The organism is Pirellulaceae bacterium (assembly GCA_019636385.1).
Lineage (GTDB): Bacteria > Planctomycetota > Planctomycetia > Pirellulales > Pirellulaceae > Aureliella.
On record JAHBXT010000005.1, the window covers coordinates 226,442 to 251,460 of the forward strand.

Sequence of the window (25,019 nt, forward strand, 5' to 3'; positions counted from 1 at the left end):
ACGGCCCGCAGGGCAGGTGGTTCAATGTTATGTCCCGCAAAACGTACAGTACCCCGCGTCGCCCCCGGGAGGCGGGCTACGGTAGGCAACATTGGAGTCAAGTTTGTCATAGGGCCGCGCGAGAGCGGCCAATAGATTCTCAAGCGGTCCCTTGTCTTGCCGCAGTACAGCGGCGCTGAGAGCTTCTTCCACGCAATGGTTGCGCGGAATGACGACGGGATTGTGCTGCTGCATTCGTTCTTGGACTTTCGCCCAGGATTGACCAGTCACCACAACTCGCTGTCGCCAATGGCTCAGCCACTGCTGGAACTCAGGTGAGTCATAGGGACCTCCTTGGCAACGCAGCTCGGCCAAGTCGCGGAAGGTAACAGTAAAATCCACCTGTTGACTTGCCATCCATTGCAGTAGCGATTCTATGAGCTGCACATCGTCCTCACCCGCACTGGGGAGCCCGAGCTTATTGCCAAACCCTTCCAGCCAATGTTGCCGATAGATCATCGCAAATTGCTCAAGCTCCTCGGTCGCCTTGTCGATGGCGGTGTTTGGGTCTTGGTCCAGTAGCGGGAGCAGCGACTCTGCAAACCGAGCCAGATTCCACTGCGCTATCCGAGGTTGATTGCCGTAAGCGTAACGCCCTTGGTGATCAATGGAACTGAACACGGTGTGTGGACTATAAGCATTCATGAACGCGCACGGCCCATAGTCGATCGTTTCACCGGCAATCGACATGTTGTCGGTATTCATCACGCCGTGAATAAAACCGACCTGCATCCAGCGCGCAATAAGTGCGGCTTGGCTGGCGACGACACTGCGCAAGAACCGCCGATAAATTTCCTTGGAACCGGTCAATTCCGGATAGTGGCGATCAATGGCGTAGTCAGCCAAGTTCTGCAATAGGCGCGGCTGTTGCAATGCTGCGGCATACTGAAAGGTCCCGACGCGTAGATGGCTGGCGGCAACTCGAGTCAGCACGGCTCCCGGTTCTACTTGTTGGCGGTAGACTGCTTGGCCGGTTTGCACTACCGCCAAGCTGAGCGTAGTCGGGATGCCCAAGGCTTGCATGGCGTGGCTGATGATGTATTCACGAAGCATTGGGCCGAGTGCTGCCCGGCCGTCGCCTTGCCGTGAATAGGCGGTCAATCCACCGCCCTTAAGCTGTATGTCCAGCAGGCGACCAGTGGGCGTTAGCTGTTCGCCAAGCAGAATCGCGCGACCGTCGCCCAGCATGGTAAAGCCGCCAAACTGATGCCCCGCATAGGCTTGTGCCAAAGGCATACTGTTAGGAGGCAACCGATTGCCCGCAAAAACGTCAACTGCCGAGGTATCGGTCAGTCGCGCGGGGTCCAGCCCCAGCGTCCTGGCGACTGTCACGTTCAATAGGACCAGAGTCGGATTGCTGACAGGCGTGGGCTGAACCAACTGAAAAAAGTCTGGAGGCAGGCGCGCGTAACTGTTTTGTAGATTCCAACCAACTGTAGAATCTTCATTGGCCAGCGGGCCGGTCGGTACAACGTGGCTGGTTGCAGCTTGAGCGTTGTCATTCCGTTGGTTGTCAGACTGTCCGCCTAGGTCGCATTCGTTCATGGCAATTCACTTCCCTGCATCGCCTAAGGCAATTTGTGTTTGCGGTCGCGTAGTGAAGGTGGTGGGCCGGCGCAGGGCTGAACCGATTGTTTCTGAACGACCATTGTCGCTCTTGTAGAGTTCTATGCACCCATCCACAAGTTGTCAAACAATATGAATGAATATTGATGGACAGGAGGATTGCATGTCGCTGATAGAATCACCTGTGTTGTGTGAATCGTTTGTATTCGAGTTTCGGATTGCTGGCTGCCAACTCATTGATAACTTCGAACGGACAACCGCTGATTTTCTCAGTGATTTCTCTAACCTGCAAGTCGGATCGTCGATCATCCTGTAAGTCCTGTAGACCTGTGGTTGGTTCTTCAGTTGTACCACATTATTTGTGCATAGGTGTGCTTAGGTATTACAGATTGGGTTTTCATCGGTTCCACTGGTCCCAGCCTTCAAGTCGCACTTCGCGGCTGAAATGTTTCACGATTTCTTATTTTCGACATGCGCTAACAACAGCGCCAAGTCGGCAGGCGTGATGCCACTGATTCGCCCAGCCTGATCAAAATTGATCGGGCGAATTTTTTGGAGTTTTTGACGTGCTTCAGTGCGCAGTCCGCGAATCGACTGATAGTCGAATTCTAGTGGAATACGCTTGGCCGCCATCCGCTGTTGGCGATCAATTTGCTGTTGCTGTCGGTCGATATACCCGGCATAGCGTACGTCCCATATCACTTGATCGACCACTTGCTCATCGAACGCTACCAGTTGCGGTTGACGTTGGCACATTTCGTCCCAAGTGACTTCGTTGCGCCGCAGGTACTTCAAACCATCTATTGAATCGACTCGCAGTTCTGCCAGTAGATGCAGCGCTCGAGCAATATCGTCCTCTTTACTGCTTAGCCGTTGCCAGCGAGCTTGAGAGACCATGCCCAATTCATATCCCAGCCGGGTCAGCCGTCGATCTGCATTATCGTGTCGCAGCAGCAGTCGATATTCGGCGCGACTTGTGAACATGCGATAAGGTTCATCAACACCGCGCGTTACCAGGTCGTCGATCAAGACACCCAAGTAAGCTTGATCGCGGGATAGTATCAACGGTGGGCGTCCTTTCAATTTAAGCGCGGCGTTGGCACCCGCCAACAGTCCCTGTCCCCCCGCTTCTTCGTAGCCAGTCGTGCCGTTGATCTGTCCGGCGAAAAACAGTCCCGAAACCAGTTTTGATTCCAAGCTGGGCCACAATTGTTCAGGTGGGCAGTAATCGTACTCAACGGCATAACCATAGCGCATGATCTGAGCCCGCTGCAGTCCGGGAATCAGTCTTAGGACGCCATGCTGCACGTCGCGGGGCAAGCTGGTCGAGATTCCATTGACGTAGATTTCGGTAGTACGCCGGCCTTCTGGCTCCAAAAATAGTTGATGGCGATCCTTATCGGCAAAACGAACTATCTTATCCTCGATCGATGGGCAGTAGCGCGGACCTGTGGACTGAATCTGACCGCTGTACATGGGAGCGCGATGCAAGTTTGCACGGATCAGATCGTGTACCGCAGAATTTGTATAAGTGATGTAGCAGGGCAACTGCGGTGTGGGCAATGCAGCGGTTAAAAATGAAAAAGCTTGAGGGTGGTCGTCACCAGGTTGCAATTCAGTTTGCGAGAAGTCGATAGTCTTGGCATCCAATCTCGGTGGCGTGCCGGTTTTGAAGCGATCCAGGCGAATGCCCAGGCGCCTCAGCGCACCGCTGATGCCGCGCGTGGTGCCCTCCCCTGCCCTTCCGCCTTCAGTTTTGGCTTCGCCCGTATGCATCACCGCTTGCAAGAATGTGCCGGTGGTCAAAACAACTGCCGAAGCGCGGTAGGCTGCATCGCCGCGCACGCGAACTCCACAGATTATCGGTAGCTGACCCTCAGCGCACTGGATGATCAAGTCCTCGACGGTCTCTTGGATCAGCGAGATGTTGGGGTAAGCTTCCACCGCTTCCTTGATCCACTGTTGGTAAGCCCGCTTGTCAGCCTGTGCGCGAGGGCTGTGCATGGCCGGTCCCTTGCGGCGATTAAGCAAACGGAATTGAATGCCAGTGGCGTCGATGGCTTGACCCATCAGTCCGCCCAACGCGTCGATCTCGCGCACAATTTGTCCTTTGGCAACTCCCCCGACAGCCGGATTACAGCTCATCTGTCCAACGGTATCCAAGCTGCCCGAGAGCAACGCCACCTTGGCACCCAAGCGGGCGGCGGCAGTCGCCGCTTCGGTTCCGGCGTGGCCGGCTCCGACCACGACGATGTCGTAGTCATAAGTGATTGATGGAGATGGATTTGATGGCATGGTTTTCCAGCAGGCGGGGCCGGGAGCTAGCATTGGGCGTCAGTGTTCGATCCGATAGAAGCGGTGCATTTTAATTATGAAGGCAGCTTTCCGCGACCGACATAAAGCAGATAAGCAATTCTGCTGTAGCGCCGCCCATAGATACATTGCGCATGAACCGACTGGTCACCAATCCACGGAACCGCCACAAGCTGCGTCGCTGGACGCTGTCAGCGGTCCTGTCCTGCGGGCTAGTCGCCATGTGTGGCCAGTCGCCATCGGTTGCGCAAGCCCCTGCCAACCGCAGTGAAACATCCGGACCTAAATCGGAAGGTGCTGGTCCAGTTTATCTTTCGTTTGCCCAGTTTCATATCCCCTTTAGCATCGATCGAACTGGCGTGATTCCGTCAGAAGTTCGTTTGTATGTTTCGACAGACAGCGGAAGGAGTTGGCAGCATCACGGCAGCGCGGGACCAGAAGCCAGTTTTTTTGAATTCCGTGCGGCTGCTGAGGGCGAATACCTATTTGCAGTCCAAACAGTCGACGCAGCGGGAGTTGCCTTTGTTAGCCCTAATCCGCCAATGCGAGTCGCCGTGGACACGACCGAACCTCGCGTGGAAGTCCAGGCGGAACTGGATGCCAACGGCAATCTGATTGTTGACTTGACGGCCTCCGACCAGAACCTCAACCTGGACTCGGCGACCTTGCGAGTTCGCACGGATCGTGAAACCGAATGGCGGGAAGTACCAGTACAAACTCTCGCACCGGTCGGAGACAGCTACCACGGGCAAGTCGAGCTAAGGCTACCGCTCTGCCGGGAAGTAGCGATCGTCTTTAGCGTTCTCGATCACGCACTCAACAGCGGACAGGCCAGCTACCGGTTTGCGATGCCACGCACGGCTGGGATCAGCGATATGCAGTTGGCCAGCACTCGCGGTAATGCTGCGGTGGCCGATGGTCGTCAGGCAGTCATCCCAGATATACCCGGCGCGGTGCGCTGGGAAATGGATGCTGCTGGGAGTGCAGGACCACAGGGCAACACTTGGGCACAGTCGGGTGCGACACGATTTCCCACTAAGTCATTGACCACTCTGCCACCGTCCAATCCACCAAAAGCGGAGTCATCTCCACTCGATCGCTTGGGGGCCAGACCGGGACGACTGGCAGCCAGCCAAGCGGATTTAGATCTGATACCCAACCAATCTAAACCCTCGTCGTTTGAGGAACTTCCTCTGCCGGAGCCAATGCAAGCCCAAGCATCATCGCCAGCGCCCCATCCTGGAAAGCAATTGGAAGTTAAGCAACAGACCCAGGAGTTGACGCTGGGCGATTCAGGCAGTCAGTCACCTCAGATTGACCCACCGTCGGCAGCTGAGACAAGCGACAAGATGACAACAGAGCAGGTAGTTCAGCGCCAAGGGGAACACAACACGAGCGATCAAGGCTATCAGCCGGTCGATGCACAGCATCCATTCTTCTGCAAAGCGCGGACCTTTAGCTTGGACTATTCGGTCGAAGCTATGGGGGGCACCGCGCTTGCAGAAGTTGAATTGTGGGGTACGGAAGATTTGGGACAAAATTGGCAAAAATGGGGAGTCGATCCGGATCGTACTAGCCCGTTTGATGTCCGAGTTGCCAACGATGGCAAATTCGGCTTCCGCATGGTTCTAGTCGGACAAAACGGATTTGTTCTGGGCCAGCCAAAGTCCGGTGAAGATGCCGATGTGTGGGTTCATGTAGATACGCAGGTGCCCTACTGCAAGATCAGTCGCGCGATCTATGGCGAAGGTTCTGAGGCCGGGATGTTGGTGATCGACTACCAATGCACGGACGCCGATCTAGCCGACTTACCGATCAACCTGTCCTACAGCACTTCGCCTGAAGGCCCTTGGACAGCGCTGGCCAACAACCAAAAGAACAGCGGTCTTTACCTGTGGAAAATCCCTGCGGAGCTTACTTCACGAATCTACCTGATGGTCCAAGCCATCGACAAAGCAGGTAATGTTGGCATGCATCGACTTGAATTGCCCATCGACATCAAAGGTGCAACTCCGCGTGGACGGATTCAAGGTCTACGACCCATTCTGTCGCCTTGATTGCGCTCCGGCTTCGTTGGGACTGTTCAGTGGGCGAACGCCACGGTGGGCGCAGGCTCGAGGGGCAATTCTCTGGGCCAATCGAATTGGCCCCCAAAAGTATCGCCCGCGAAACACCCCCTGCTCGATCAGTGAGCAGATGCGCCTGCGCGCGGCGAGACATCTTGCATTCTAAGAATACCCGTCGCGGTCAGCTTGCTCTACGATTTTCCGCAAATCTTGCACCGCCCAGCTCTCCGTACTGACGCATCGCCCGGAGAGCTACAAAAATCTGACAGTGCAAAATTGGAGAATCCCGGCGCTATTTCTTCGTAGACAACTCGACGACCGGTGCCGAAGCGTCTGATTCAATTTCAATAGTCACGTTTGATGATGCTAACGCATATTTGCCATTGAAAAGGTCGGGTGGGTCCGGCGGGGTTGCGCCCATGGTGGTCTTCGGAGCTTTGAATTTTGGATCAGGATATGTTGCCGCAATCGAGTATTTGCCAGCGGGGATACCTGGTAGACTTTCATTTTCCCAAATTGAAAAGGGTTGGAATGAGCCGTCGGAACTCGAGACAGCACTCGACACGAACTCATTGGTGCCAAATTTGTACATCGTCAGCCCGACACCACCTGCCGGCTTGCCATCTACATTGACGGTGCCGGTGACTTTGTGAAGTTTGGGACCTCCTCCGCAACCCGCGCATGCAATCAGTATTGCCATCGCAATAGTTGAATGGAAATGTCTGGTTGGGTTAGATCCTAAACGGTGATGACATTTAATGTCCATCATGAACTCTCTCCTATCTCGCAAATAGAAATCGAATAAACACAACTGGCCGGAAGAAGTGAATCGCAATTAAAAACGTAATCTGCGTCTTAGAGCAAGTGGTCAGTTCTCGCTCAGGTGCAAAAAAAGCGAGCACACCTCTGTGGCGCACTCGCTTTCATGAGAACTGTTACAGTGACACTAAAACCAAAACTCAGCGCCCAAAACAACTAGTTTCCACTCAAGGCAACAGACAAACTGTCATTGCGGGTGATTAGAGCGTAGAAAGTTACCAGGTCAAAGTTCTGACCGACGAACGATACAGAACCGTCGCCGCGGAGTGTATTCATTCCACCGGCGTGGAATGAATACGGGTTGTCTTCATTGTAAACATTAAGAAATTGAGATCCGCCAGTCTGGTTGTTACGGTCAGCGTGAGTGGGATTTGGCGTCGCTGTGGGGTTGATAGGGGCCAATATACGAATATGACGGGCCACGTTCCAATCGACCATGGATGAATTCAACGTGCTATTGGGTTCAACCAACCTGCCGCGATACCAACGATCTTGCTTCCCACCCAATTCAACAAATGCAATCGTATTGGATAGGCCGTCAGTGATTTCACCGTACTTAATGGTCTTCTTGTTTACGATCATGGACCATTCTTGGCGTCCTGAAACCGTAACGGCTGGTCCTTCTGGTGCACCTAGCATGCCGCTGTTACAAAGTGGATTATCGCGAGTGCAGTTCGCAGGTGGACTACCTGTCGGAAGGATTTTCGATCCGACCGGCAGTGCATTGTTTACCACAACTAAGAATTCAGGGGTCACTCCTCGTATTGGAGCATAGTCGGTTCTGGGAAGAATCCATGGATCCGCTACCGAGGGTGTGAGCGCTTTGGCCCATGTCGCATAATTAGATCCCGATTCTGGTGCCGATGGACATACAAAGGTGGGTATCAAGTTCACCTTATGCACAGTTATCGGAACGATGCCTTCCGACCAACCTGGTACAGACGCCGGCAAGTTGCGTCTGGAAAACAACGGCATAGTATGGTCGAACATCTTGAACAAATTGTCCTGCTCCATGAAGGGAGCCAACTGGCCAATAGCGGGCATACCGCGTCGAGTGTCTGGCGCTGCAAGATCTGCCATCGGATTCTTAGACAAGTCAGCACCAGATTCATTAACTCCGACCTGATAGGCCCAGCACGGGAATTTCTCGGTGTAGGTGGAGCCGTAATTGTGCAGCGCGATCCCAATCTGCTTGAGATTGTTACCGCAACTCATTCTGCGAGCAGCCTCGCGAGCTGCCTGAACTGCAGGTAGGAGTAGCCCTACCAAGATGCCGATGATGGCAATCACCACCAACAGCTCGACCAGCGTAAAGCCAGCCTTGACCGATGAACGTTTCATAAGAACCTCCCAGAGCATTAAAAGAAAATAATTACCCTCTAGTCCAAATTGGAGATCGGGCTCATCTTTTATCGTAAGCATTTCCAAACGGCTGTCCAGGACAGAACGTCGCGGCGAAGACAAAATTTGGTGGTTTGATACCCCCTTATGGCGACTTAGGGGGGGACTGCTGGTCGTAGTGGTGGTCGCCAGTGCTAATAGGCGGCAGCTGGCGGTCACAATTGGAGGTTGCTGGCCCGATCTGAGAACGGAACAGTTGCCAGGATGTAAATCCTAGTTACTACACCACGATCGACTCAGGCCAAAAGAAAAGGGCCCACAAGGTGAATCAATCAACTTGGGGCCCCGGAATTATCCACTGGCTGAACGGAATGCCTATTTGCTGGTCGTCAGATCGACCTTGAGCTCCTTTGTCGGACCGGTAATCTCGAACACAATATCCGAGGAGCTGGCGTATTTGCCTTTCAGAAGGTCACGCGGAGAGTCTGGTTCGCTGTAAATCCCGACCTGTTTGGCCTTGTGCTTCGGATCTGGCCAATCAGCAGTTACCTTGTAGCTGCCCTTGGGTAGTCCCGGCTCCATATTTGTCGTCAAAGAAAAACTGCCTCCCTCGTCCGAGGTTGTAGAAGATGGAGCCGCGTCGGCTTGAGTTCCTTGAGGGTAGAATCTCAAATTTACTCCCGGCGTTGGCTTGCCGTCAACCGAGACGGTACCACTGACTTCCACCAATGAGCTACCGCAGCCTGTCAGACTCAGTACCCAAATCAGCGAAAGAATCCTCAGGGAATATAATTTCTGTTCGGTTAACAAGCGGAATCCGTATCGCATAATCAACTCTCTGAGGAAGCTAGGGAATTGTGTGGATGGAAAAAACTGCCCGATCTCTGTTGATATCGGTAGAAGTTACATTTGAAATTATTCAGGCGGTCGGGTTAACCCCTGAAGCGGAGAAACGCTCGCCATTGTAATCAAACAGGCGAGTTCCACAGTTGGGGGACTCGCCTGTTTGAGTTAACTGCTTTAATCCAGGACATGCTCAGTTAGCTGAGCCTTCAATTTCGCCACCGTTGCGCGTTACTAACGCACCAAAGGCAGCCGGTGAAATGGAGGCAGAGATGAAAAACACCGCGCCGTCACCGCGAACTGACTGAACACCGCCACTGTGGAACGAGTAGGGGTTTGTGCCGTTCCAGACGTTGATAAATGAGCACCCTTGAGCTTGAGGATTAAAGTTGGTGTCGCTAGGATTGCCAGCACCACTCAGGCCTCGGACGTGCTTTGAAATACTCCAGTCAGCAGCCGACGCATTCCACCAAGTATTCGTGCTTGACCCAACGATAGCAGGGCGCCCAGTGGCTCTACCACGGAAGTACTCAAGCTGCTTACCAGCAACTTCAATAAAACAAAGTGTTTGCGAGAGGCCGTCGGTCACTTCACTAAACTTCAACAAGTTCTTGTGATTTCTAGTGGGAGAAGCAGAAGTCCCCGGCAGCATGTGAGATCCAAGCATCCCGTTGTTAGCCATGGGTGAGTTCTCGTGCGAGTAGCCGCTTGGGACGGTTGCGCCAGGAATACACGGGATAAACGTGTCGTGTAGGCCCCTGATCGCGGCATAATCAGTTCTTGGTAAAGGCAGTGGCGTGTTTACTGGGACACCCAAAATTGCAGTTACCGGGTGGTAGTAGTCACACGGTGCATCCGGCGACGAGGGGCATATTGTTGTGGGAAACAACTTAGTGTTCATCACAGTGGACGGAAGCAAACCACCATTGACACCACCGGGTTGGCCAGGCAGATTCCACAAGCTGAGCTGTGGCTTCTTCAGGTCAAAGTAACTGAATAGAGCATTGCCCTCCATATAGGGGAGTAGCTGAACAAGTGGCCCAGGTGCTCGGTGAGTATCTGGAGGTGAGAGATTAAAGACGATACTGGGGCTACCATTCGGATTAAGCTTCACCGATGGGTCATTGTTGTCAACTTGAGATACCCACGCCGGATACTGGTCTTGGAAGGTAGAAGCATGGTTATGCAGCGCAAGTCCCAACTGCTTCAAATTATTGCCGCAGCTCATGCGCCGGGCGGCTTCGCGGGCGGCCTGGACGGCGGGTAGCAGCAGACCGACCAGAATTCCGATGATGGCGATGACCACCAACAGTTCGACCAGCGTAAAGCCGGTTCTTTCGTTACGAGTGCTCTTCATGTGTGAAACCTCCAATAGATAAAAACAACGGAAACCAGAGCCCCAAAATAGGTTGGGGGATAAGTCCAAACTCCGCAGCCATCAGCTTAGTCTCTCTACCGGACCATCCGACTCAACGGACGAGTCCGACACAATGCCGGTCCATTGTTTCGGTAAAGCAAGATTCGCTGTGCTGCATACTTTCTTGCCAGAATTCCTGAAATCTTTTCCTATGATACGATTACTTGTGGCCCTGTCTAGGGTTAATAGTTGCTTGGCGTCTCAAAACGGTGCAGAATCTTCCGCTAATTGAGCCCTGGGGTGTTAACGGTGGGCATTGGAGGCGACGTTGACGCTGAAGGAGCTTCACTGTTGGGGGGGGTAGCCTGCTGCGTGTATTGCCATCGCCCTGGTAAACGTGGCTACCGGTGAAATCGGAACAAACGGTAATGATTTTCTGTAAGGCTAGCTTTCTCTAACTGTTCGGCTACGTCTTTACCGGCATAGTGGCTATCAGCGGTTACAGTTTCACATTCGCCTACTCAGTCGCGTCTGCGATTGTAATCGTCGGTTATCCATCACACCCGCACCGCCCTTTTTTTGCCCCCGGAGCCATCATGCCGAAGACGAGCCACGTTGGAGATCAAGAAGTTCAGATGGATCGCCGCCGAAACCGAGACAGCCGGGCCGAGCCTGCTGCAAAGGTATCTAGCAAACCCAAGTCCGCCAGCAGTTCCGCCAATGCCCAAGACCGCCGTTCCGCAGTTGTCGCATCGGATGACAGCGCATCGGTAGATGCGCCAGCGTGCAATCAAGCCGAGACCTCTGACTCTGTCAAAGAAGCGCCAGTTCGACGTAAACAACAGCGTCGCCGACAGATCGACCCGACGACCTGCGAACGCGAGTATAACGGTTGCGAGATCGAATTCATGCACGCCATCGATGCCTATAAGCGCGCCAGCGGTCGGATGTTCCCTACGTGCAGCGAGATTCTTGAAGTAATTCAAAAGCTGGGTTACGTCAAGCTAACGGCAGACGAGCGGTTACTGCTGCATAGCATCTCCGAAGTCGAGGGCGAATTGGCACAGGCAACTGAGCTTGAATTGATTAAAGCCGGCGAGGATAACCGGTAGCTACCGTCGTCAGGAAGGTGGTGGGTCACCCGACGCAAGCTCCGCGCTCTAGTGAGCGTAGTTGTGTTTCTCAGGTGACTCGTCAGTCGCCGACATCCCGGCTATGATTGCCAGCCGTAGTGGTTTAGATGCGGTCTAGTCATTGAGTGCGGATAGGGCTACAGTTGAACGAGTGGGTGATGCAGGGCCAGCTTCCCTGGGAGACCGAGATCGATACTCCGGCAACCATCGCTGTGATCGGCGGTGGACCCTGTGGCATCGAAGCCGCACTATACGCGCGGTTCTTGGGCTACTCGGTGGATGTCTACGATGCCGACAAAATCGGTAACAGCCTCGCGTATTGGGGAAATCGACGGTTGCCTGGCTGCTGGCGCAACTGGGTAACATCATTAGGTCTGGCCGCGCTGGAGGCCCATGAGCATCCATTGCCAGACTTGCAGGCGGTACCGACGTGCCACGAGTATGTTCAGCAATATTTGTTGCCATTGGCGCGCACAGATCTACTCTATAGCTCGATCAACAATCGGACGCCGGTCCTGTCCATCAGTCGGCTGGGTTGCAGCAACAGCGCTGAACTGGCTATATGCCAACGTGCGGATCAAGAGTTTCGCATATTGCTGCATAGCGGCGAGCGCGGCGATTTTTCGCAGATCGTAGATATCGTTTTGGACTGTTCCGGTAGTCAGTTTGTTCGGAAACAGTTGGCAAGCGGTGGAGGGCAACCGGCGGGCTGGCAAGCGGTGGTTGGGCAGGTGCTGCTTGGCAAACGGCCGATCTTGGGCAAAGAACGCTCGTTGTTCAGCGGCCAACGCATTATGCTGTTTGGCAGTGACGACACAGCGATGGCGAACGCCCTGGAGATCGCCCAGTTGGCCCAGTCCGAGAGTAGCCCCGAGACCACCTTGTTCTGGGTGGTTCCTAAACGTCTGGTGCAACCGGAACGTGTCCTGGAGTTGCCAGCCGACAGCGGTTTCGTAGATGGCGATGAAGTGGAACGTGCGGAACAGCTTTACCGCCAGGCCGATTCCCGACGCATTGTGCCGCTGACGGCTTGGGGCGTGGAAGCGATCGCGCCCAGTCAACGAGGCTGGAAGGTGACATTGCAGACCGGGCCAGATGAGACTTTGGAGCTCGAAGTCGATCGGCTAGTTCACTGCGGCGATCGACTGCCAGCAGCGGGCTATCATCATAGCTTGCAGTTAGAACCCTGGAGCGACGGCGGCGCATGCGATGCGGCCGTGACGCGAGAACCGCACTTCTATTTGCTTGGTGATCGTGGGCAGCAACCCGTCGGCGGTGTCAACGGTAGCAGCGTTTATCGGCCCTGTCCCATCAGTCGTATACACGAGCAGATACGTCGAGTCTTCGGCATGATTGGTGGTCGAGCCGATTTGGATCTGTACAGCTCCGTACGGCCCAGGTCGATCGAGGGCTAGCGCAGCGTTCAACGATTATCGTCGCAGGTTGAGCAGTTCGTCGAACAGTTGTTGCGTGGAGGTGATGACTCGCGCGTTGCTTCGATACTGAGTCGATGCCAGCACCAGCTTCACTAAGTCACCGCCGATATCGGTGTTGGATAGTTCGAGCGCACCGGCGCTGACGGTACCGATCCCGTTTTCGCCGGGTTTGCCTTCAATGGGTAGACCGGTGTTAATGCCTTGCGCGAACAGGTTTTGGCCGCGTTGTTCAAGGCCTTCAGGATTGGTGAATCGCGCCAAGCGGATTTCGCCGATGGTCCGCGAAATACCATTGCTGAACACGCCGCGAATCGTTCCATCTTCACCAATGATATAGCTGGTCAATTTGCCGGGCGGCGAGCCGTCTTGCCGTGATGCGTTTAATGTTGCGCGCTGCTCAGCCAATCCTTTCATGCCACTGAAGTCCAGCGAAAACTGGAGCGGAGAGACGCTCGGGATATTGCGACGGTCAATGGCCACGGTCGAATTGGTGGCCGATACGAAATTTCCAGCTCCGTCAAAAGTCAACAACCCCGTCCCAACGGCAATTTGCGAACCAGAAAGGGGCATGTTGTCGGCTGAGTCCGCGTACCAGCGATAGGTGGTGGCCGAATCAGAGCGGCTTTCCATGACTGCTGTGACTCGCGTGCGGATGGGCATCCCCAAGGAATCATACGTAATAAATTCTGCTACGGCACTTTGCCCTTTGGCGGATTGCACCGATCCGAAGGCCAGATTGGGAATATCCAGTCCCCCGCCGGTTCGGTTGACGCGAAAACTAGTCAGGTCGATGCTCAGCGCGTTATCGACTCCGTTGTTGCCGACAAATCGAATGCGACCATCGCGAATATAGGAACCAGCGGCCAGTTCGCCAGTTTCACCTGCGATGTTGTTGACCGACATGGGCATGGGGTTTACCGAATCGTTGGAATTCGTCTGGATACCCATGGCTTGCTGCATGAAGTCCACCAAATCTTGAACTGTGCTGGTGGACGTAATCTCATACGTTTTGTCCTGTAGAGAGCGACCGCCTTTGCGTCCCTCAAAACTGAGAGTACCGAGCTGGAATGGGTTTTCGTATACGAATCCATTGAGACGCGTAACATCCGTCAGTAAGGTGTTACTATCAATGCGCGGGCCGTCCAGGTCCACACGTTTGTTGCCTGCAATATTCAAATCGCTGATCTCGGCATCCGTGCGACTGTCCGTGTAGCTCTGCCCCGGAGCGATGGTGTCGACCAGATAAAATGAATTCTGATCTGATGCGGTATTGCGATAGATGCGGATCGAATCATAAGGCGGGAAGCCGCCGCTGGGAGGCGGAACTGGCGGCGTAGGAAAGCCGTCCAGCAGTATGCGGCCATTGACAATATTCTGAGGTCCGCTGATCAGAGAGGGCCGCGTTTCGGGGTCACCAGCCCGATAGAAGGTGACCATGTAGCTGTAATTGCCGTTCAGGTCGGCCGCATTCAGTTCTGGCCCCAATGGCAACGAGCCATTGTCGACGTAGCTGCCACCGACCGGCACCGTATCCAGCTCAAAAAACTGAGTCCCATTGGCGGCTGTACGGTAAATACGCAGTTGCGAATATTCTGGTACGCTGGGCAGATTGTCCAGTGTGATCGTATTATCGGGTAGACCATTGCCCACAGGTACGGTCACGCTGATGGTGCTACTGGCTGGGCCTTCGTGTCCTGATGAGTCGACATAGACCAGACGATATTGATAGTTGGAACCTTCAACCAGCGAGCCGCCACCCTGGTTGTGTGCGACTGTGACTGAGGAAGTGCTGGGCCGAGTTGCACTGGCCAGAGTTATCCCGCTGCCATCGGGGCGCGGTATGGCTGCGTTGCCCAAGATCGCGCTTTCGATGACTTCGGCAGTATTAGCCAAGTCGCCCAAGGGGGTCAGTGTACCTTCCATGGTTACCGTCTGAGTAGCTTGAGCGACCGCTTCACTGCCCAGGGGAATGTTCAGCGGCACCAACTCAGTTGACTGCACGCGAAACTGAGCATCGACACCGTATCCCAGTAGGCGCTGACCGTTGGGAGTAACCAGCTCGTTAGCGCTATTCAGACTAAAAATACCCGAGCGCGTATACAACTTCTCCTGATTGGTACCTTGAACGATAAACAGGCCATCCCCTTGAATAGCCATGTCAGAAGCGTTAGAGCTGATTTGAACCGTGCCTTGGGTAAAATTTGGAGAGATACCGGCGACTTGCACTCCCAAGCCGGTTTGCCTGGGGTTGGTGCCCCCAGTGTCGACGCTCGGAGAGGCACCCAGAGACAGGGTCTGCAAGAATTGTGTTGCAAACTGAACTTGAGACGCTTTGAAGCCCACGGTTTGCGAATTGGCCAGATTGTTGCCGATGACATCAATCTGTGTTTCGGCGGCGGTTAGCCCGGTAAGCGAGGTACTGAGCGCAGATGCGAGTCCCATAGGTCATCCACTCCGTGTGCCGACGATGCGGATGGCTCCGAGCCTGTCTACACCGCTAGCATTAATTGGCGACAATTTGGCGAATGTTCTTCATATCGACAACTGAATCGCCAATGTGTACGGATACTCTGCGAAACGATGGATTCGTGGGGTCGGTTTGCACGGACACTCGATCCACGACGCCGCTGACATCTTTTGCGTTCGTGTCCAACCCGTTGACGTTCTTGCCGATCAACGTGCTGGCCATTGATAACTCTTGGCCAACCGCAAAGTTGGTCAACGTTTCCGTCAGCTGATTGGTGGCTCCGATTTCGCGAATGGTGGCGATCTGTGCCAGCATTTGAGCATTGTCCATCGGATTAAGTGGATCTTGGTTTTGCAACTCGGTGATCATCAGAGACATAAACTGGTCCATGTCCACTTCCCGCATATCATTGCCGCGAATACCGCTGTTGGAATTGTTGGAGCTACTGCCTACTCCGGGAATGCGTGTCATGTGCTGGTCCTTGTTTGTTAGGCCAATTCGTCGCGTTGGTTCACTGTCTTGCAGCTTCGCTCGCCTAGAGCGTGGCGGGTACAGTGTGCGACGCCGGTGTTGCCCGTCCACCGTCTGGCGACGGTAGCTACGGCTGAGTCTATAGGTCCATGCGGCTTGGCGTCCACTTCAATTGAGACCGACCAGTCATGCTAGCCTTAGGCTTGCAAGTCAATGCCCTGGGCGGTCACGGCAGTTGCCTTGCGCAGTGGTGTGTCAGAACCCTGGCCGAGATCCAGTTGCCGTCGCAGGTGGAGTGAGCGGCGCCAATCGGTCGGTGGTGACGACAGGTTCGAAGGTGAGTGTTGTTGCTGTCCATCATTCTGTCCACCAAACTCCGCGCCCTGTCCTCCAACCTCGACCGAAAAATCAACTACTGTAAAGCCTTGATCGGCCAATTGACTGCGCAATTGAGGTAGCGATTCCATGATGACTTCGCGGGCCATCTCGGACTGAGTCGTCATATGAGCCGACAGATTGCGACCGTCCAGCCGAACTTGAACCGCCAGTGAACCAAGTTCCGGCGGATGCAGTCGCAATTGAAGATTGCCACCGTCGGGACCAAGCCGCGAAAAACTGCGAGCCACGCGCTGTACAAGTCGCGCCCGATCAATTTGACTCATGTTTGCTGACTGGCCGTCGCCCGAGACTGTTGGCTTGGACTCAGTAGCTCCATTGCCTCCGACAGCAGAGCCGGTCTGCGTTGTTGCGCTGTGTGGCGTAGTAGGCGAGTTGCCGCGTGCAGAGGCAGCATCAGCGTTGCTCGTACTACCGGCAGCCGCAAGTGGTTGCGCTGCTGTGGCGGACTCCCCACTACTTGCAGTGGCCATATGATGGCCCATCATTGTCGTCGGCAGAACCGAACTGGGTTCGTGGTTGGTACTCGGGTCTGCGCCGATCAGACTATTGTTGACAGCAATGGGCGTACCTACGGCAGAACTTTTTTCCGTCGATGGTTGCCCGACATTGAGACTTGCGGGATTCAAGTCTTGTTTGGATGACGGAATCGCGGCAGCTCGAACTGCCCGTGCGTCGGCGGTGTCCTGCAGACCTTGCTTGTCGTTCCCATTCAGAACTGTATTGCGACCAGTCACCGTCATTTCACGGCTTGTGTTTGCTAGGCTGCCAGCTCGATCAGCTCGACTCGCTCGATTGCGACGTCCTGATCCACGGCGAGGTTGAGTATTTTCGGCGCCCAGTTCGATTGCCTTGGCTGTAGGGGCTGGTCCTAGTGGCATTTCGCTTGTCAAGTCGGTCAAGGTTTGGCCCGGCGCAGCCTGGACTATTAATTTCGTGCCTTGCGCGGCAGGTTGTAATAACTGCTCGGCGGTCTCCGTTTGACGGTTGGCTTCATTTTGTCTGTCGGATGACTCTGCGGTTTTTGATTTTTTGGCGCGTGGCTGGTCAGTACGATGCGTTTCGTGATTCAGCTTGGAGGCATCTACGTCGAAAACATCTTCGTGGCCAGCTTCAGGGTCAGCAGATACAACTTCGGACACCATTGCTAATGTGTCGCTCTTTTCGGATTGGGATTGGTCGCCATCTGTCCTTCCGGCTACCTGTAGCTCCCCCCCAGCAGATGCCAGGCTTACGGTTTGTACTTCAGCTGGGCGTGCATCGGTCTGAGTTTGAGTGTTCTGAATTGGCGCTACATAATGCACAGCATCCATGGCTTCGGATTGAATATTCGATGTTGCTTGGCTTTCGGATTGTTGCTGCTCTCGGTCCGGCCGGGCTGCCTGATCTGAAGATGCGGTCGGCGAGCAATCCTGAGCATCGCAGGCTTGGTCGGTCGGCGGCTCATGACTCAGTCGCGCTTGGCTTGTATCTGAGCCAGAATCTTGTGATGGCGATGTGGCGGGCTTGGTAAGAGCCTGCGCAGGCAGCGCTAATAGTGATTCGAAATCAACCCGCGTGGCAATGTTGCGCGTTGGCCAATAGGTTTGACCGGGCAGGTTCCATGGGCTGGTGCCGGTCAATGGACCGACTTTGGATTCCATCATAAAATTCCCCCTGTACCGCCAGAATCCGGCACTGCCGACCGGCGGCTGTTGGGGAGCTTTATGGAGTATTCTGCGAACTTTGGTGCTGGTCGCCAATCAGATTGGCTACGGGTTCACCAGCTAGCATTGTCATCAGGATATCATGCAGCTTGCCTGAATCCTCACGATCAGCAAACTCCCCCAATATCTTCTTTCGTTTGGCGGGGTCCATTACTTTAACGATTGCTACAACTTCCTCCATTCGCTCGGCGGCCAACATGCGAATCAGTTGATCTTTAGCTTGATCTGGTGCTAATTCTTCGATGGTTCGTTGGACTTGCATCAGCTTTTCGCTAGCGGCCTTTTTTTGCAGTTGGTCAACTGAGTTCAGGTATTCTTGACGGCGGCGATCGAAATCTGCAGCCTTTGTATCGAGCTCGGCCAGCATTTTGGTAAGCGTCTCGCGTTCTCGGGCGATCGCATCTTGTTGGTTCTGCAAATCGACACTCATCCGAGCGCGTTGATCTAGAATTTCTTCATGTGTCGGTGTTGGAACTTGCCGCTCCTTCTCGAACACCTCGGCCAACTGCTCGCCGGTCAAGTCGATCCCATTGACCAGGGCCAGCGCCTGGGTGACCGTTGATTTATGAAGGTTCCCTTTGCCGGCCATGATGCCCAGGATCATAAGCTGGGCAATGACCGTGGCCACGCACAATGCGGTCAATAATCGCACAATCAGGCCCATGGGTTATTCTCCGAGAAGCGATGGATTGGAGCTGTTGGGCTGCGCATTGACAGCATTGGCGGAAGATGAGATTCCGGTGGAGCCTCCCGGCAACTGGCTTGCCGATTCCCAGTGTCGATAGCTGGCCCATTCGTCCAGGCGATATTGCTGTCGAGCCGCTTCAGCTTGTTGCCAGTGTTGCCATTGTGAATGCTGCAGTTTTTCTAGCGCGCGAACATCCTGTTCCTTCTGAATTAAAATCTGGTGGCGGCGCTGGCGTTCCTGTTGAATTAGCGAAATTTTTTCACGCGCAACTTCGATCTGGTTGAGCAGATGCAGTTGATAGCGTTGTGATTCAAGCAGCTTTTGGGTATGCACCAAGCCTTGATTGGCTTGGCTCTGCAGGACAACTTGTTCATTAACGTCTGCCAACAATTGTTGCACATGTTCGTTCAACTGGTCGATTGCCCGCTGCGATTGCTGCAGCGACTTGGCAGCGTCGTCGCGCAGACGCTGACGCAGTTTTTGAACGCTGGACAGTGTGAATCGAAAGTTGGACATCGGGGTATCACGACCTTATGTAGCTGGTGATTGTTCGGCTAATAGCCTTAATTGTTCGGTAGTGGCTTGCCACGCGGCGCAGTCGCGAGCCGGTTGGCTGAGGAATTGTTCGATGGCCGGCCTCAGCGTGATAGCGTGATCCACGATCAGGTTGGAGCCGCGTTGATAGGCACCGATGGTGATCATGTCTTCATTGGCAGCGTAGACACTCATCAAATTGCGAATCTGTTGGCAGTAGCCCAGGTGTTCTTGGTTGACCAAGTGAGTTTGTAGTCGGCTGAGGCTGGCCAAGATGTCCAACGCTGGATAGCGCGCTTGATGAGCGATCTTGCGCGAGAGCACGAAGTGGCCGTCCAGTAGGCCTCGCAATGTATCGCTGATCGGTTCGTTGGTGTCATCGCCCTCGACTAACACGGTGTATATGCCAGTGATCGATCCTTGAGGACCCATGCCGGATCGTTCGACCAATCGAGGCAGCATGCTAAAAACGCTGGGCGGATAACCCCGCGTGGTGGGTGCTTCCCCAGCAGACAAGCCGATTTCGCGCTGCGCCGTGGCAAATCGTGTAACTGAGTCCATCAACAACAGTACATGCTTACCGCTGTCGCGAAAGTATTCGGCCACTGCTGTGGCAGCCATTGCGGCTTGTACGCGGCGCAGGGCCGGTTGATCGCTGGTGGCCACAATGGTCACGCAGCGTTTGCGCGATTGCGGATCCAATTCGCGCTGTAGATATTCTTGAACTTCGCGGCCTCGTTCGCCCACCAGTCCAATCACAATCACATCGGCATCGGTGCCGCGCGCCATCATGCCCAGCAGCGTACTTTTGCCGACACCTGAGCCAGCGAAGATTCCGATGCGCTGTCCACGTCCGAGCGTTAGCAGCGCATCGATGGCGCGTACGCCCGTGGTCAATACGCGGTCAATGGGCGGTCGCTGCATGGCGGGTACAGGATCGGCATCCAGGGGTGCTCGACCAGTTGCCTGTGGTTGAGGCTGACCATCGATTGCCCGTCCGGCTGCGTCGAACACTCGACCCAACATTTCAGGACCGACGGGGATAGTGATGGACGATTCGACCAATCGCACACGATCGCCTGGCGAGATGCCTTCAGCCCCATCCAACGGGGCCAGCAGTGTGATTGCACCGGCGAATCCGATAACTTCTGCGTCCAAGCTGCCACGACCTCGACGAGATATCTGGCACAGCGCTCCCATGGGCACCGGCAAGGCCACGGCTTCGATCGCATTGCGACCGACTGACCAGATGGTGCCCTCGATGCCGCTGCTGACGGACTTGTCCAAAGCGCGATGCAGTCGCTGCCTGTCCATGAGTGCCGGTAATGCTGATGCCATCGCGGTCTCCTGGAGTTAGCCCGATAGTTGAGCTGTCAGACGCAGTAACTGAGTCTGGAGTTGTTGGTCGATCTGTCCATGCTGCGATTTGGCGATGCAGCCGCCGGGTTCGACTTGGGGGTCTGGTGTAACTTCAATGGCCCCCGCGTGGGGCATGGTCTGAATCAGGTTCTGCAAAAACCTACCGGCCACGGCAAAGTCGTCTGGATGAACCAACACGCGTATCTCGCGCTGGTCGCGGAGTGCCACGATGGCTTCTTCCATCCAGACACGCAACAGCTCCTGGTCAACGGCCATTTCGCGGCGTATCAGTTTCTCGGCAATCTTGGCAGACAGTTCGACCGTTTGATCACGCCACCGGGCCAGCCACTGACTAGTTTCCGAGGTCAGCTTATCGACACTCTTTTGACACGCGGCAATGGCGGTGCGACAGCGCTGGTCGCTCAGTTTGCCAGCTCGCTCCTCAATTTGTCGTTCGACTTCAGCTTGTGCGGCTGTCAAGCCATCCTTGCGAGCTTGTTCCTTGATTTGCTGGGCCTGAGTGTGAGCTTCCGCCAGAATCTCGTCCGCCCGTTGTTGAATTTCGGCTAGATAGTCTTGAGCCCGTGACTGCACATCTTGGACGTTAAATGCAATCGGAATGGCGGTTGTCTTGCCGCGTTGAAGCGTGTCGGGTTTGAGTACAGAGGCCATCGTGGAGTATGCCGTGAATGCTGGTGGCTGAGGTTGTTACTATGCAGCTCGAGTGGCTAGAGACGTATTCTGTCGCAGCAACTGGTAAGCGGCGAGCACTCGTTGTTGAGCCTGATCGATCTCACGCAGGTGAACCGGTCCAATTTTACGCAGGCGCCCATCCAACATGCGCGCATCAGCCGGTTCCAGCAGGTTGTAAAACCGTTTCATAAACTCAGGCGACGCACCCGCCAGTGCAAGCAGAACGGTTCGTGAATCAAGGCTGCTGAGCAATACCGCTAATTGCTCGGGTGGCAGATTGAGGATTCTCTCGAATTCAGCCGGCACCGTCGTCGCATCACGAGACATGTGCTGAGGACTGCTATTCTGACTGGTGGTTCTGCGAGGCTCGAAGGGTAAGATTCGCGGTAGGTCGCCTGATGCATGCGCGGAATCGATAGCAGCATTGGCAGCCCGTGACTGGTTGGCTGAAGCTGGCGATCCATCAATGTTGTTTGACTCGGGATGTCCCGAAGTTTGGCCGGAAGTTGGAAATGCGGACAGGTTGGCGGATGCTGCTACGTGACTTGGTTTTGCAGCGGTTGACCATTGCGCATCGCTGGTGGTGATGCTGGCACTGCTATACAGCTGGTCGAGCGTCGCGGTAGTCGCTTTGGTCGAATTGGCTGGAATACCGCTTTCGTTTCCGTGGGGATGAAGCCAATCGGACCACTGCTCACGCAGTTGGCTAGGTGCGGCAGCCAATAGGTCGTTGATCTTACGGTTGCTCTGTTGCTGGCTGTCGATTTTGTGCTGATACTCGCTCAGGCTCTGCGCCAGATGTTCGTCAATCGCTTGCATGGCGGCCGGGTCAATTTCTTCAATGCTTCCCAAGCAGCTCAATACTTCACGAGTCACGCTGCGCGGAAGATGCTGCAACAAACTGACCCCCTTGGCAGCCGGCAATTGATGAACGATTACCGCGATAACTCGCGGGCGTTCGTGTTTAACAAATCCCAGCAGAGCTTGAATGCTCATGGCAGTCCACGCCGGTGCACTGCGGGCTGCTTGGCTTTCAGAATTCAGCGGCAGATTGTCGGCTGTCATTGGAGAGACGGCAGCCGAGACGGTATCTGACTGAAAACTCTGTTGCTCAGGCGTGTTGGTGATGTCCAACAGGGAATTGCTGACAGGGGCTGGTTTGGAACTGGCTACCGTGTTCACAGCTTGCGACTTCTGGAACTCGGCCAACAGAGCGCGGCGTTCTTCCGGTGGTATCGGTCCAAGGTTAGCCGCCAACGTGCGAATCGCGCGCGCCGTCTCCGAGGGCAAGCTGAGTAGCAATTGACGCGCGGCAGCCTGGTCGATGCTGGCTACCAGCACGGCAATCTGACGTAAGCGGCTTTCAGACGTGGACGTGGTCATTCCTGCCAAACATGCATCGAGCGAGTCATTGAACTATTGAATCTTGAATTTGATATCAGCCTGTCCGAACTTGCGGCCCTTCAGGTCTTCCACTGTCAATTTGAGGGTATAGTCACCGGCGTCTATGTTAGGTGGCATGTAGATGCGATATGCGATGAAGTAATCACGCCGTCGATTGCGGCAGACATGTGTGTCCAGTGGCAACAACTGATCCGCCACTCGCTTGCCTGAGGCATCGACGATCTCATAACTGCCCTGAAGTTGTGTTTCAAAGCCTTGCCCAGAAGCGTTCTTTTCACACGCGAAATTGTCCAGCTCGCAGTACAACAACACTTCTTGGTCGGCAGTGAAGTGGTAATTCGGGAATCGAGTGGTGACTCCAAAACTCTCGACTTCGGTGCAGAACGTGACGTTGTTTACTTCTAGGTTGCTAAGCGCTGTCAGATAGTCGTGTGCCTTGCGTTGATTCAACATCACCAACGACCAGCGGCGACTGCTGACTGGATTGCCTTCGGGATCTGCTGCATCAAATAGTGCCGACAATTGGTAGTTAAAGTAGTCCTGCTCGCCGGGTTGCAAGCTGTCAATCTTTCTCAACATCTGCTCGCGGTCGCCCAGTGCCAGTGCCAAGAGTCGGGAAATGATTGCCCTGCGATTCCGCTCTTGGGGCCGAGCGCTTAGGCTATCGTCGCCAGATCGGTTCAACTGTTCGATCGCTAATCGCAGATGCTGTTCCCAATCCAATTCTGCTGATGCTGATGGAGACACTGGACTGTCGTCAGACGTGTAGCGACTTTCTTTGATGGCTGACGCAGGTACAGCTTCGGCGGTTGTCTCAGCCGCATTGACTGTGGCAGCTTCAATCACGGCAGCTTCAACTACCGCTGCTGGTGGCTGATTGAAAGATGCGGTTTGAACCACCGGAGTGGTTGACGACGCTTGTTGTCTGGCTGGTCGTGAAACTTCGGATGGTTGGCGATTGTCAGCGGTCGACCTTGTATCGGGCTTGGACTCTGAAGCATGAGCAGACTGCACAGGTGCCGGAGGTTGCTCGCTGCTGCGTTGCAGGGCGAATTGTGTACGCTGTAGCAATTGCTGGTGAGCGATTGGAGAATCCTCTTCGTCATCGATTAGCTCTGAGTCCTGCTGGTCGTGGTCGGAGATCTGGTCCTGATCGGAGATTCTGCGTTGAGCTGCCTGACCGGGGCGTCGCTGAGCGACTTGAGTCTTGCTGGACGATTTCGCCGGTGCGCTCGTAGTGGACTCAGAGGTCGGTGTAGGGTCGTCTCCCGCTCTCTCCAGCTCGAGCAAACGATCGAAGTCTGGCTGCTGGCGAAGTCCAGACAGCGGCGTGAGTGACGACCGACAGCCTCCAACAACGACAATTGCCCCAATCAGCCAAATGCCAGTTGGTACGTACTGGATCACGGTTCGTGCAACGGAGGTCCAGTGCCCGGCGAGGCGGCAAGGGATGGTAATCATCTGCGCGGCTTCCTTGACTCAATATGAATGACTGCTGGCAAACGCCGACGGATCGTAGGATAAGTGCGCCAGAGTAACAAGCTAAAATGGGCAATCTCATCAGCTCAGTAGCGAACTGAATTTCCCTCGGAAGTAGCAGCGCTTCCCAAGGGTGGCAGGTAGAGTTTGGTTTCTTCACGCGTTTCCTGTAGTTGCAGGTTGTCTCCAGCGGCCAGGCGGAACCATTCGGGGTCCAACTGTTGGCTGGTCAGCACAGTGGGAGCATCCCATTCGGTAACTACGCGCAGTTTGACTTTATCTTGCGGTTTGGGAAGGCTCCACTGCTCGACCTGGTACAGCCAAAACGGCATGGCGCTTTCGGTGTGGCCGATAGCTACCGATGCCTGAGTTGGCAGCATTTCGGCGCTGGCGTCGTGAAGTCGCAAATCGACTTGGGCTTGTGAGCCGTCGTCCAGTGGCTCTTCAGTACGTTGTCCCTTCAGCCACCACACTTTTTGTTGACCGAGTTGGCCTTCAGAGATGTCGAGCCACTGATATTGCTGGATCAATCGCCGCAGCAATTCGGCTTGACCGCCAATGGCCAAGTACATGGCAACTGTCGGATTATGCAGCGACTGGGAAGTGATCGACAGCCGTTCACGGACTTTACCTAGGTCGACCTGCGAGCGCATCGAATGTTTTCCGATGGAGACGATGGTTGATAGCAATTCTCCGTCGCTGATTTGAATGAGAGAACTCATTTGATCACCAGCCGGAACTTGTAGGCTCAGCCGCAGCTTGCCGCTACCCTGCCCTACTCGGACGAACTTGCCGAAGCCTACTCGCGACTTGCTGTACATGCGTGTCGTCTGACGCAAATCGCAAATCGCCGGTTTGCCCCAGACTGCGTCCAATAGACAGCGATGTAGAACTTGAGTGGCAATTTCC

Annotated in this window: 20 protein-coding genes; 4 read left to right on the forward strand and 16 right to left on the reverse strand. The window is 54.7% G+C overall.

The window, feature by feature from the left end; translation table 11 throughout:
• Positions 1-27: 27 nt before the first annotated feature.
• Positions 28-1,584, reverse strand: coding sequence for a YdiU family protein (locus KF752_18545; GenBank protein ID MBX3423560.1), 1,557 nt, complete (start codon positions 1,582-1,584; stop codon positions 28-30).
• A 184-nt stretch (positions 1,585-1,768) separates the two neighbouring features.
• Here KF752_18545 and KF752_18550 point away from each other — a divergent pair, with 184 nt between their 5' ends.
• Complete coding sequence (locus KF752_18550) at positions 1,769-1,921, forward strand: hypothetical protein (GenBank protein MBX3423561.1); 153 nt, start codon at positions 1,769-1,771, stop codon at positions 1,919-1,921.
• 134 nt (positions 1,922-2,055) lie between these two features.
• Here KF752_18550 and mnmG read toward each other — a convergent pair whose 3' ends face one another.
• Positions 2,056-3,900, reverse strand: a complete 1,845-nt coding sequence (gene mnmG, locus KF752_18555; GenBank protein MBX3423562.1) for a tRNA uridine-5-carboxymethylaminomethyl(34) synthesis enzyme MnmG — start codon at positions 3,898-3,900, stop codon at positions 2,056-2,058.
• Positions 3,901-4,052: 152 nt separating this feature from the next.
• Here mnmG and KF752_18560 point away from each other — a divergent pair, with 152 nt between their 5' ends.
• The gene (locus KF752_18560) at positions 4,053-5,975 is read left to right on the forward strand and encodes a hypothetical protein (GenBank protein MBX3423563.1); all 1,923 of its coding nucleotides are present in this window, start codon (positions 4,053-4,055) and stop codon (positions 5,973-5,975) included.
• Between the two features lie 301 nt (positions 5,976-6,276).
• On the opposite strand, the gene KF752_18565 is transcribed toward KF752_18560, so the two are convergent.
• From KF752_18565 to KF752_18580, 4 genes are all read right to left on the reverse strand, one after another.
• Positions 6,277-6,753 (reverse strand): hypothetical protein, encoded by a 477-nt coding sequence (locus tag KF752_18565; protein ID MBX3423564.1) that lies wholly within the window; start codon positions 6,751-6,753, stop codon positions 6,277-6,279.
• A gap of 206 nt (positions 6,754-6,959) precedes the next feature.
• Positions 6,960-8,144 carry a DUF1559 domain-containing protein gene (locus tag KF752_18570; GenBank protein MBX3423565.1) on the reverse strand — a complete coding sequence of 395 codons (1,185 nt, stop codon included), beginning with the start codon at positions 8,142-8,144 and terminating at the stop codon, positions 6,960-6,962.
• A gap of 375 nt (positions 8,145-8,519) precedes the next feature.
• Positions 8,520-8,972: a carboxypeptidase regulatory-like domain-containing protein gene (locus tag KF752_18575; protein ID MBX3423566.1), complete on the reverse strand. Its 453-nt coding sequence runs from the start codon at positions 8,970-8,972 to the stop codon at positions 8,520-8,522.
• Positions 8,973-9,180: 208 nt separating this feature from the next.
• Complete coding sequence (locus tag KF752_18580) at positions 9,181-10,344, reverse strand: DUF1559 domain-containing protein (GenBank protein MBX3423567.1); 1,164 nt, start codon at positions 10,342-10,344, stop codon at positions 9,181-9,183.
• Positions 10,345-10,940: 596 nt separating this feature from the next.
• Here KF752_18580 and KF752_18585 point away from each other — a divergent pair.
• Positions 10,941-11,456, forward strand: coding sequence for a hypothetical protein (locus KF752_18585; protein MBX3423568.1), 516 nt, complete (start codon positions 10,941-10,943; stop codon positions 11,454-11,456).
• Positions 11,457-11,635: 179 nt separating this feature from the next.
• On the forward strand, positions 11,636-12,892 hold the full coding sequence (locus tag KF752_18590; protein ID MBX3423569.1) for a hypothetical protein: 1,257 nt from the start codon (positions 11,636-11,638) through the stop codon (positions 12,890-12,892).
• 15 nt (positions 12,893-12,907) lie between these two features.
• Here KF752_18590 and KF752_18595 read toward each other — a convergent pair whose 3' ends face one another.
• From KF752_18595 to KF752_18640, 10 genes are all read right to left on the reverse strand, one after another.
• Entirely contained in the window at positions 12,908-15,355 is a 2,448-nt protein-coding gene (locus tag KF752_18595; GenBank protein ID MBX3423570.1) for a flagellar hook-basal body complex protein, read from the reverse strand.
• Between the two features lie 61 nt (positions 15,356-15,416).
• Positions 15,417-15,851, reverse strand: a complete 435-nt coding sequence (locus KF752_18600) for a flagellar biosynthesis protein FlgD (GenBank protein MBX3423571.1) — start codon at positions 15,849-15,851, stop codon at positions 15,417-15,419.
• A gap of 197 nt (positions 15,852-16,048) precedes the next feature.
• Positions 16,049-17,893 carry a flagellar hook-length control protein FliK gene (locus tag KF752_18605; protein ID MBX3423572.1) on the reverse strand — a complete coding sequence of 615 codons (1,845 nt, stop codon included), beginning with the start codon at positions 17,891-17,893 and terminating at the stop codon, positions 16,049-16,051.
• 58 nt (positions 17,894-17,951) lie between these two features.
• On the reverse strand, positions 17,952-18,617 hold the full coding sequence (locus KF752_18610) for a hypothetical protein (protein ID MBX3423573.1): 666 nt from the start codon (positions 18,615-18,617) through the stop codon (positions 17,952-17,954).
• 3 nt (positions 18,618-18,620) lie between these two features.
• Positions 18,621-19,157 (reverse strand): flagellar export protein FliJ, encoded by a 537-nt coding sequence (gene fliJ / locus KF752_18615; protein MBX3423574.1) that lies wholly within the window; start codon positions 19,155-19,157, stop codon positions 18,621-18,623.
• A gap of 15 nt (positions 19,158-19,172) precedes the next feature.
• The gene (locus tag KF752_18620; protein MBX3423575.1) at positions 19,173-20,513 is read right to left on the reverse strand and encodes a FliI/YscN family ATPase; all 1,341 of its coding nucleotides are present in this window, start codon (positions 20,511-20,513) and stop codon (positions 19,173-19,175) included.
• A 15-nt stretch (positions 20,514-20,528) separates the two neighbouring features.
• Positions 20,529-21,206 (reverse strand): hypothetical protein, encoded by a 678-nt coding sequence (locus KF752_18625; GenBank protein ID MBX3423576.1) that lies wholly within the window; start codon positions 21,204-21,206, stop codon positions 20,529-20,531.
• Between the two features lie 39 nt (positions 21,207-21,245).
• Entirely contained in the window at positions 21,246-22,610 is a 1,365-nt protein-coding gene (locus KF752_18630) for a hypothetical protein (protein MBX3423577.1), read from the reverse strand.
• Positions 22,611-22,643: 33 nt separating this feature from the next.
• Positions 22,644-24,092 (reverse strand): hypothetical protein, encoded by a 1,449-nt coding sequence (locus KF752_18635; protein ID MBX3423578.1) that lies wholly within the window; start codon positions 24,090-24,092, stop codon positions 22,644-22,646.
• A gap of 104 nt (positions 24,093-24,196) precedes the next feature.
• Complete coding sequence (locus KF752_18640) at positions 24,197-24,931, reverse strand: hypothetical protein (protein MBX3423579.1); 735 nt, start codon at positions 24,929-24,931, stop codon at positions 24,197-24,199.
• Between the last annotated feature and the right edge of the window lie 88 nt (positions 24,932-25,019).

Coding starts and splice junctions, on each gene's coding strand:
- fliJ (MBX3423574.1), bottom strand. CDS start 19,157: ATGTCCAACTTTCGATTCACACTGTCCAGCGTTCAAAAACTGCGTCAG.
- KF752_18610 (MBX3423573.1), bottom strand. CDS start 18,617: ATGGGCCTGATTGTGCGATTATTGACCGCATTGTGCGTGGCCACGGTC.
- KF752_18630 (MBX3423577.1), bottom strand. CDS start 22,610: ATGACCACGTCCACGTCTGAAAGCCGCTTACGTCAGATTGCCGTGCTG.
- KF752_18575 (MBX3423566.1), bottom strand. CDS start 8,972: ATGCGATACGGATTCCGCTTGTTAACCGAACAGAAATTATATTCCCTG.
- KF752_18640 (MBX3423579.1), bottom strand. CDS start 24,931: ATGTACAGCAAGTCGCGAGTAGGCTTCGGCAAGTTCGTCCGAGTAGGG.
- KF752_18585 (MBX3423568.1), top strand. CDS start 10,941: ATGCCGAAGACGAGCCACGTTGGAGATCAAGAAGTTCAGATGGATCGC.
- KF752_18545 (MBX3423560.1), bottom strand. CDS start 1,584: ATGAACGAATGCGACCTAGGCGGACAGTCTGACAACCAACGGAATGAC.
- KF752_18580 (MBX3423567.1), bottom strand. CDS start 10,344: ATGAAGAGCACTCGTAACGAAAGAACCGGCTTTACGCTGGTCGAACTG.
- KF752_18565 (MBX3423564.1), bottom strand. CDS start 6,753: ATGATGGACATTAAATGTCATCACCGTTTAGGATCTAACCCAACCAGA.
- KF752_18550 (MBX3423561.1), top strand. CDS start 1,769: ATGTCGCTGATAGAATCACCTGTGTTGTGTGAATCGTTTGTATTCGAG.
- KF752_18590 (MBX3423569.1), top strand. CDS start 11,636: ATGCAGGGCCAGCTTCCCTGGGAGACCGAGATCGATACTCCGGCAACC.
- KF752_18635 (MBX3423578.1), bottom strand. CDS start 24,092: ATGATTACCATCCCTTGCCGCCTCGCCGGGCACTGGACCTCCGTTGCA.
- KF752_18605 (MBX3423572.1), bottom strand. CDS start 17,893: ATGATGGAATCCAAAGTCGGTCCATTGACCGGCACCAGCCCATGGAAC.
- KF752_18595 (MBX3423570.1), bottom strand. CDS start 15,355: ATGGGACTCGCATCTGCGCTCAGTACCTCGCTTACCGGGCTAACCGCC.
- KF752_18625 (MBX3423576.1), bottom strand. CDS start 21,206: ATGGCCTCTGTACTCAAACCCGACACGCTTCAACGCGGCAAGACAACC.
- KF752_18560 (MBX3423563.1), top strand. CDS start 4,053: ATGAACCGACTGGTCACCAATCCACGGAACCGCCACAAGCTGCGTCGC.
- KF752_18620 (MBX3423575.1), bottom strand. CDS start 20,513: ATGGCATCAGCATTACCGGCACTCATGGACAGGCAGCGACTGCATCGC.
- mnmG (MBX3423562.1), bottom strand. CDS start 3,900: ATGCCATCAAATCCATCTCCATCAATCACTTATGACTACGACATCGTC.
- KF752_18600 (MBX3423571.1), bottom strand. CDS start 15,851: ATGACACGCATTCCCGGAGTAGGCAGTAGCTCCAACAATTCCAACAGC.
- KF752_18570 (MBX3423565.1), bottom strand. CDS start 8,144: ATGAAACGTTCATCGGTCAAGGCTGGCTTTACGCTGGTCGAGCTGTTG.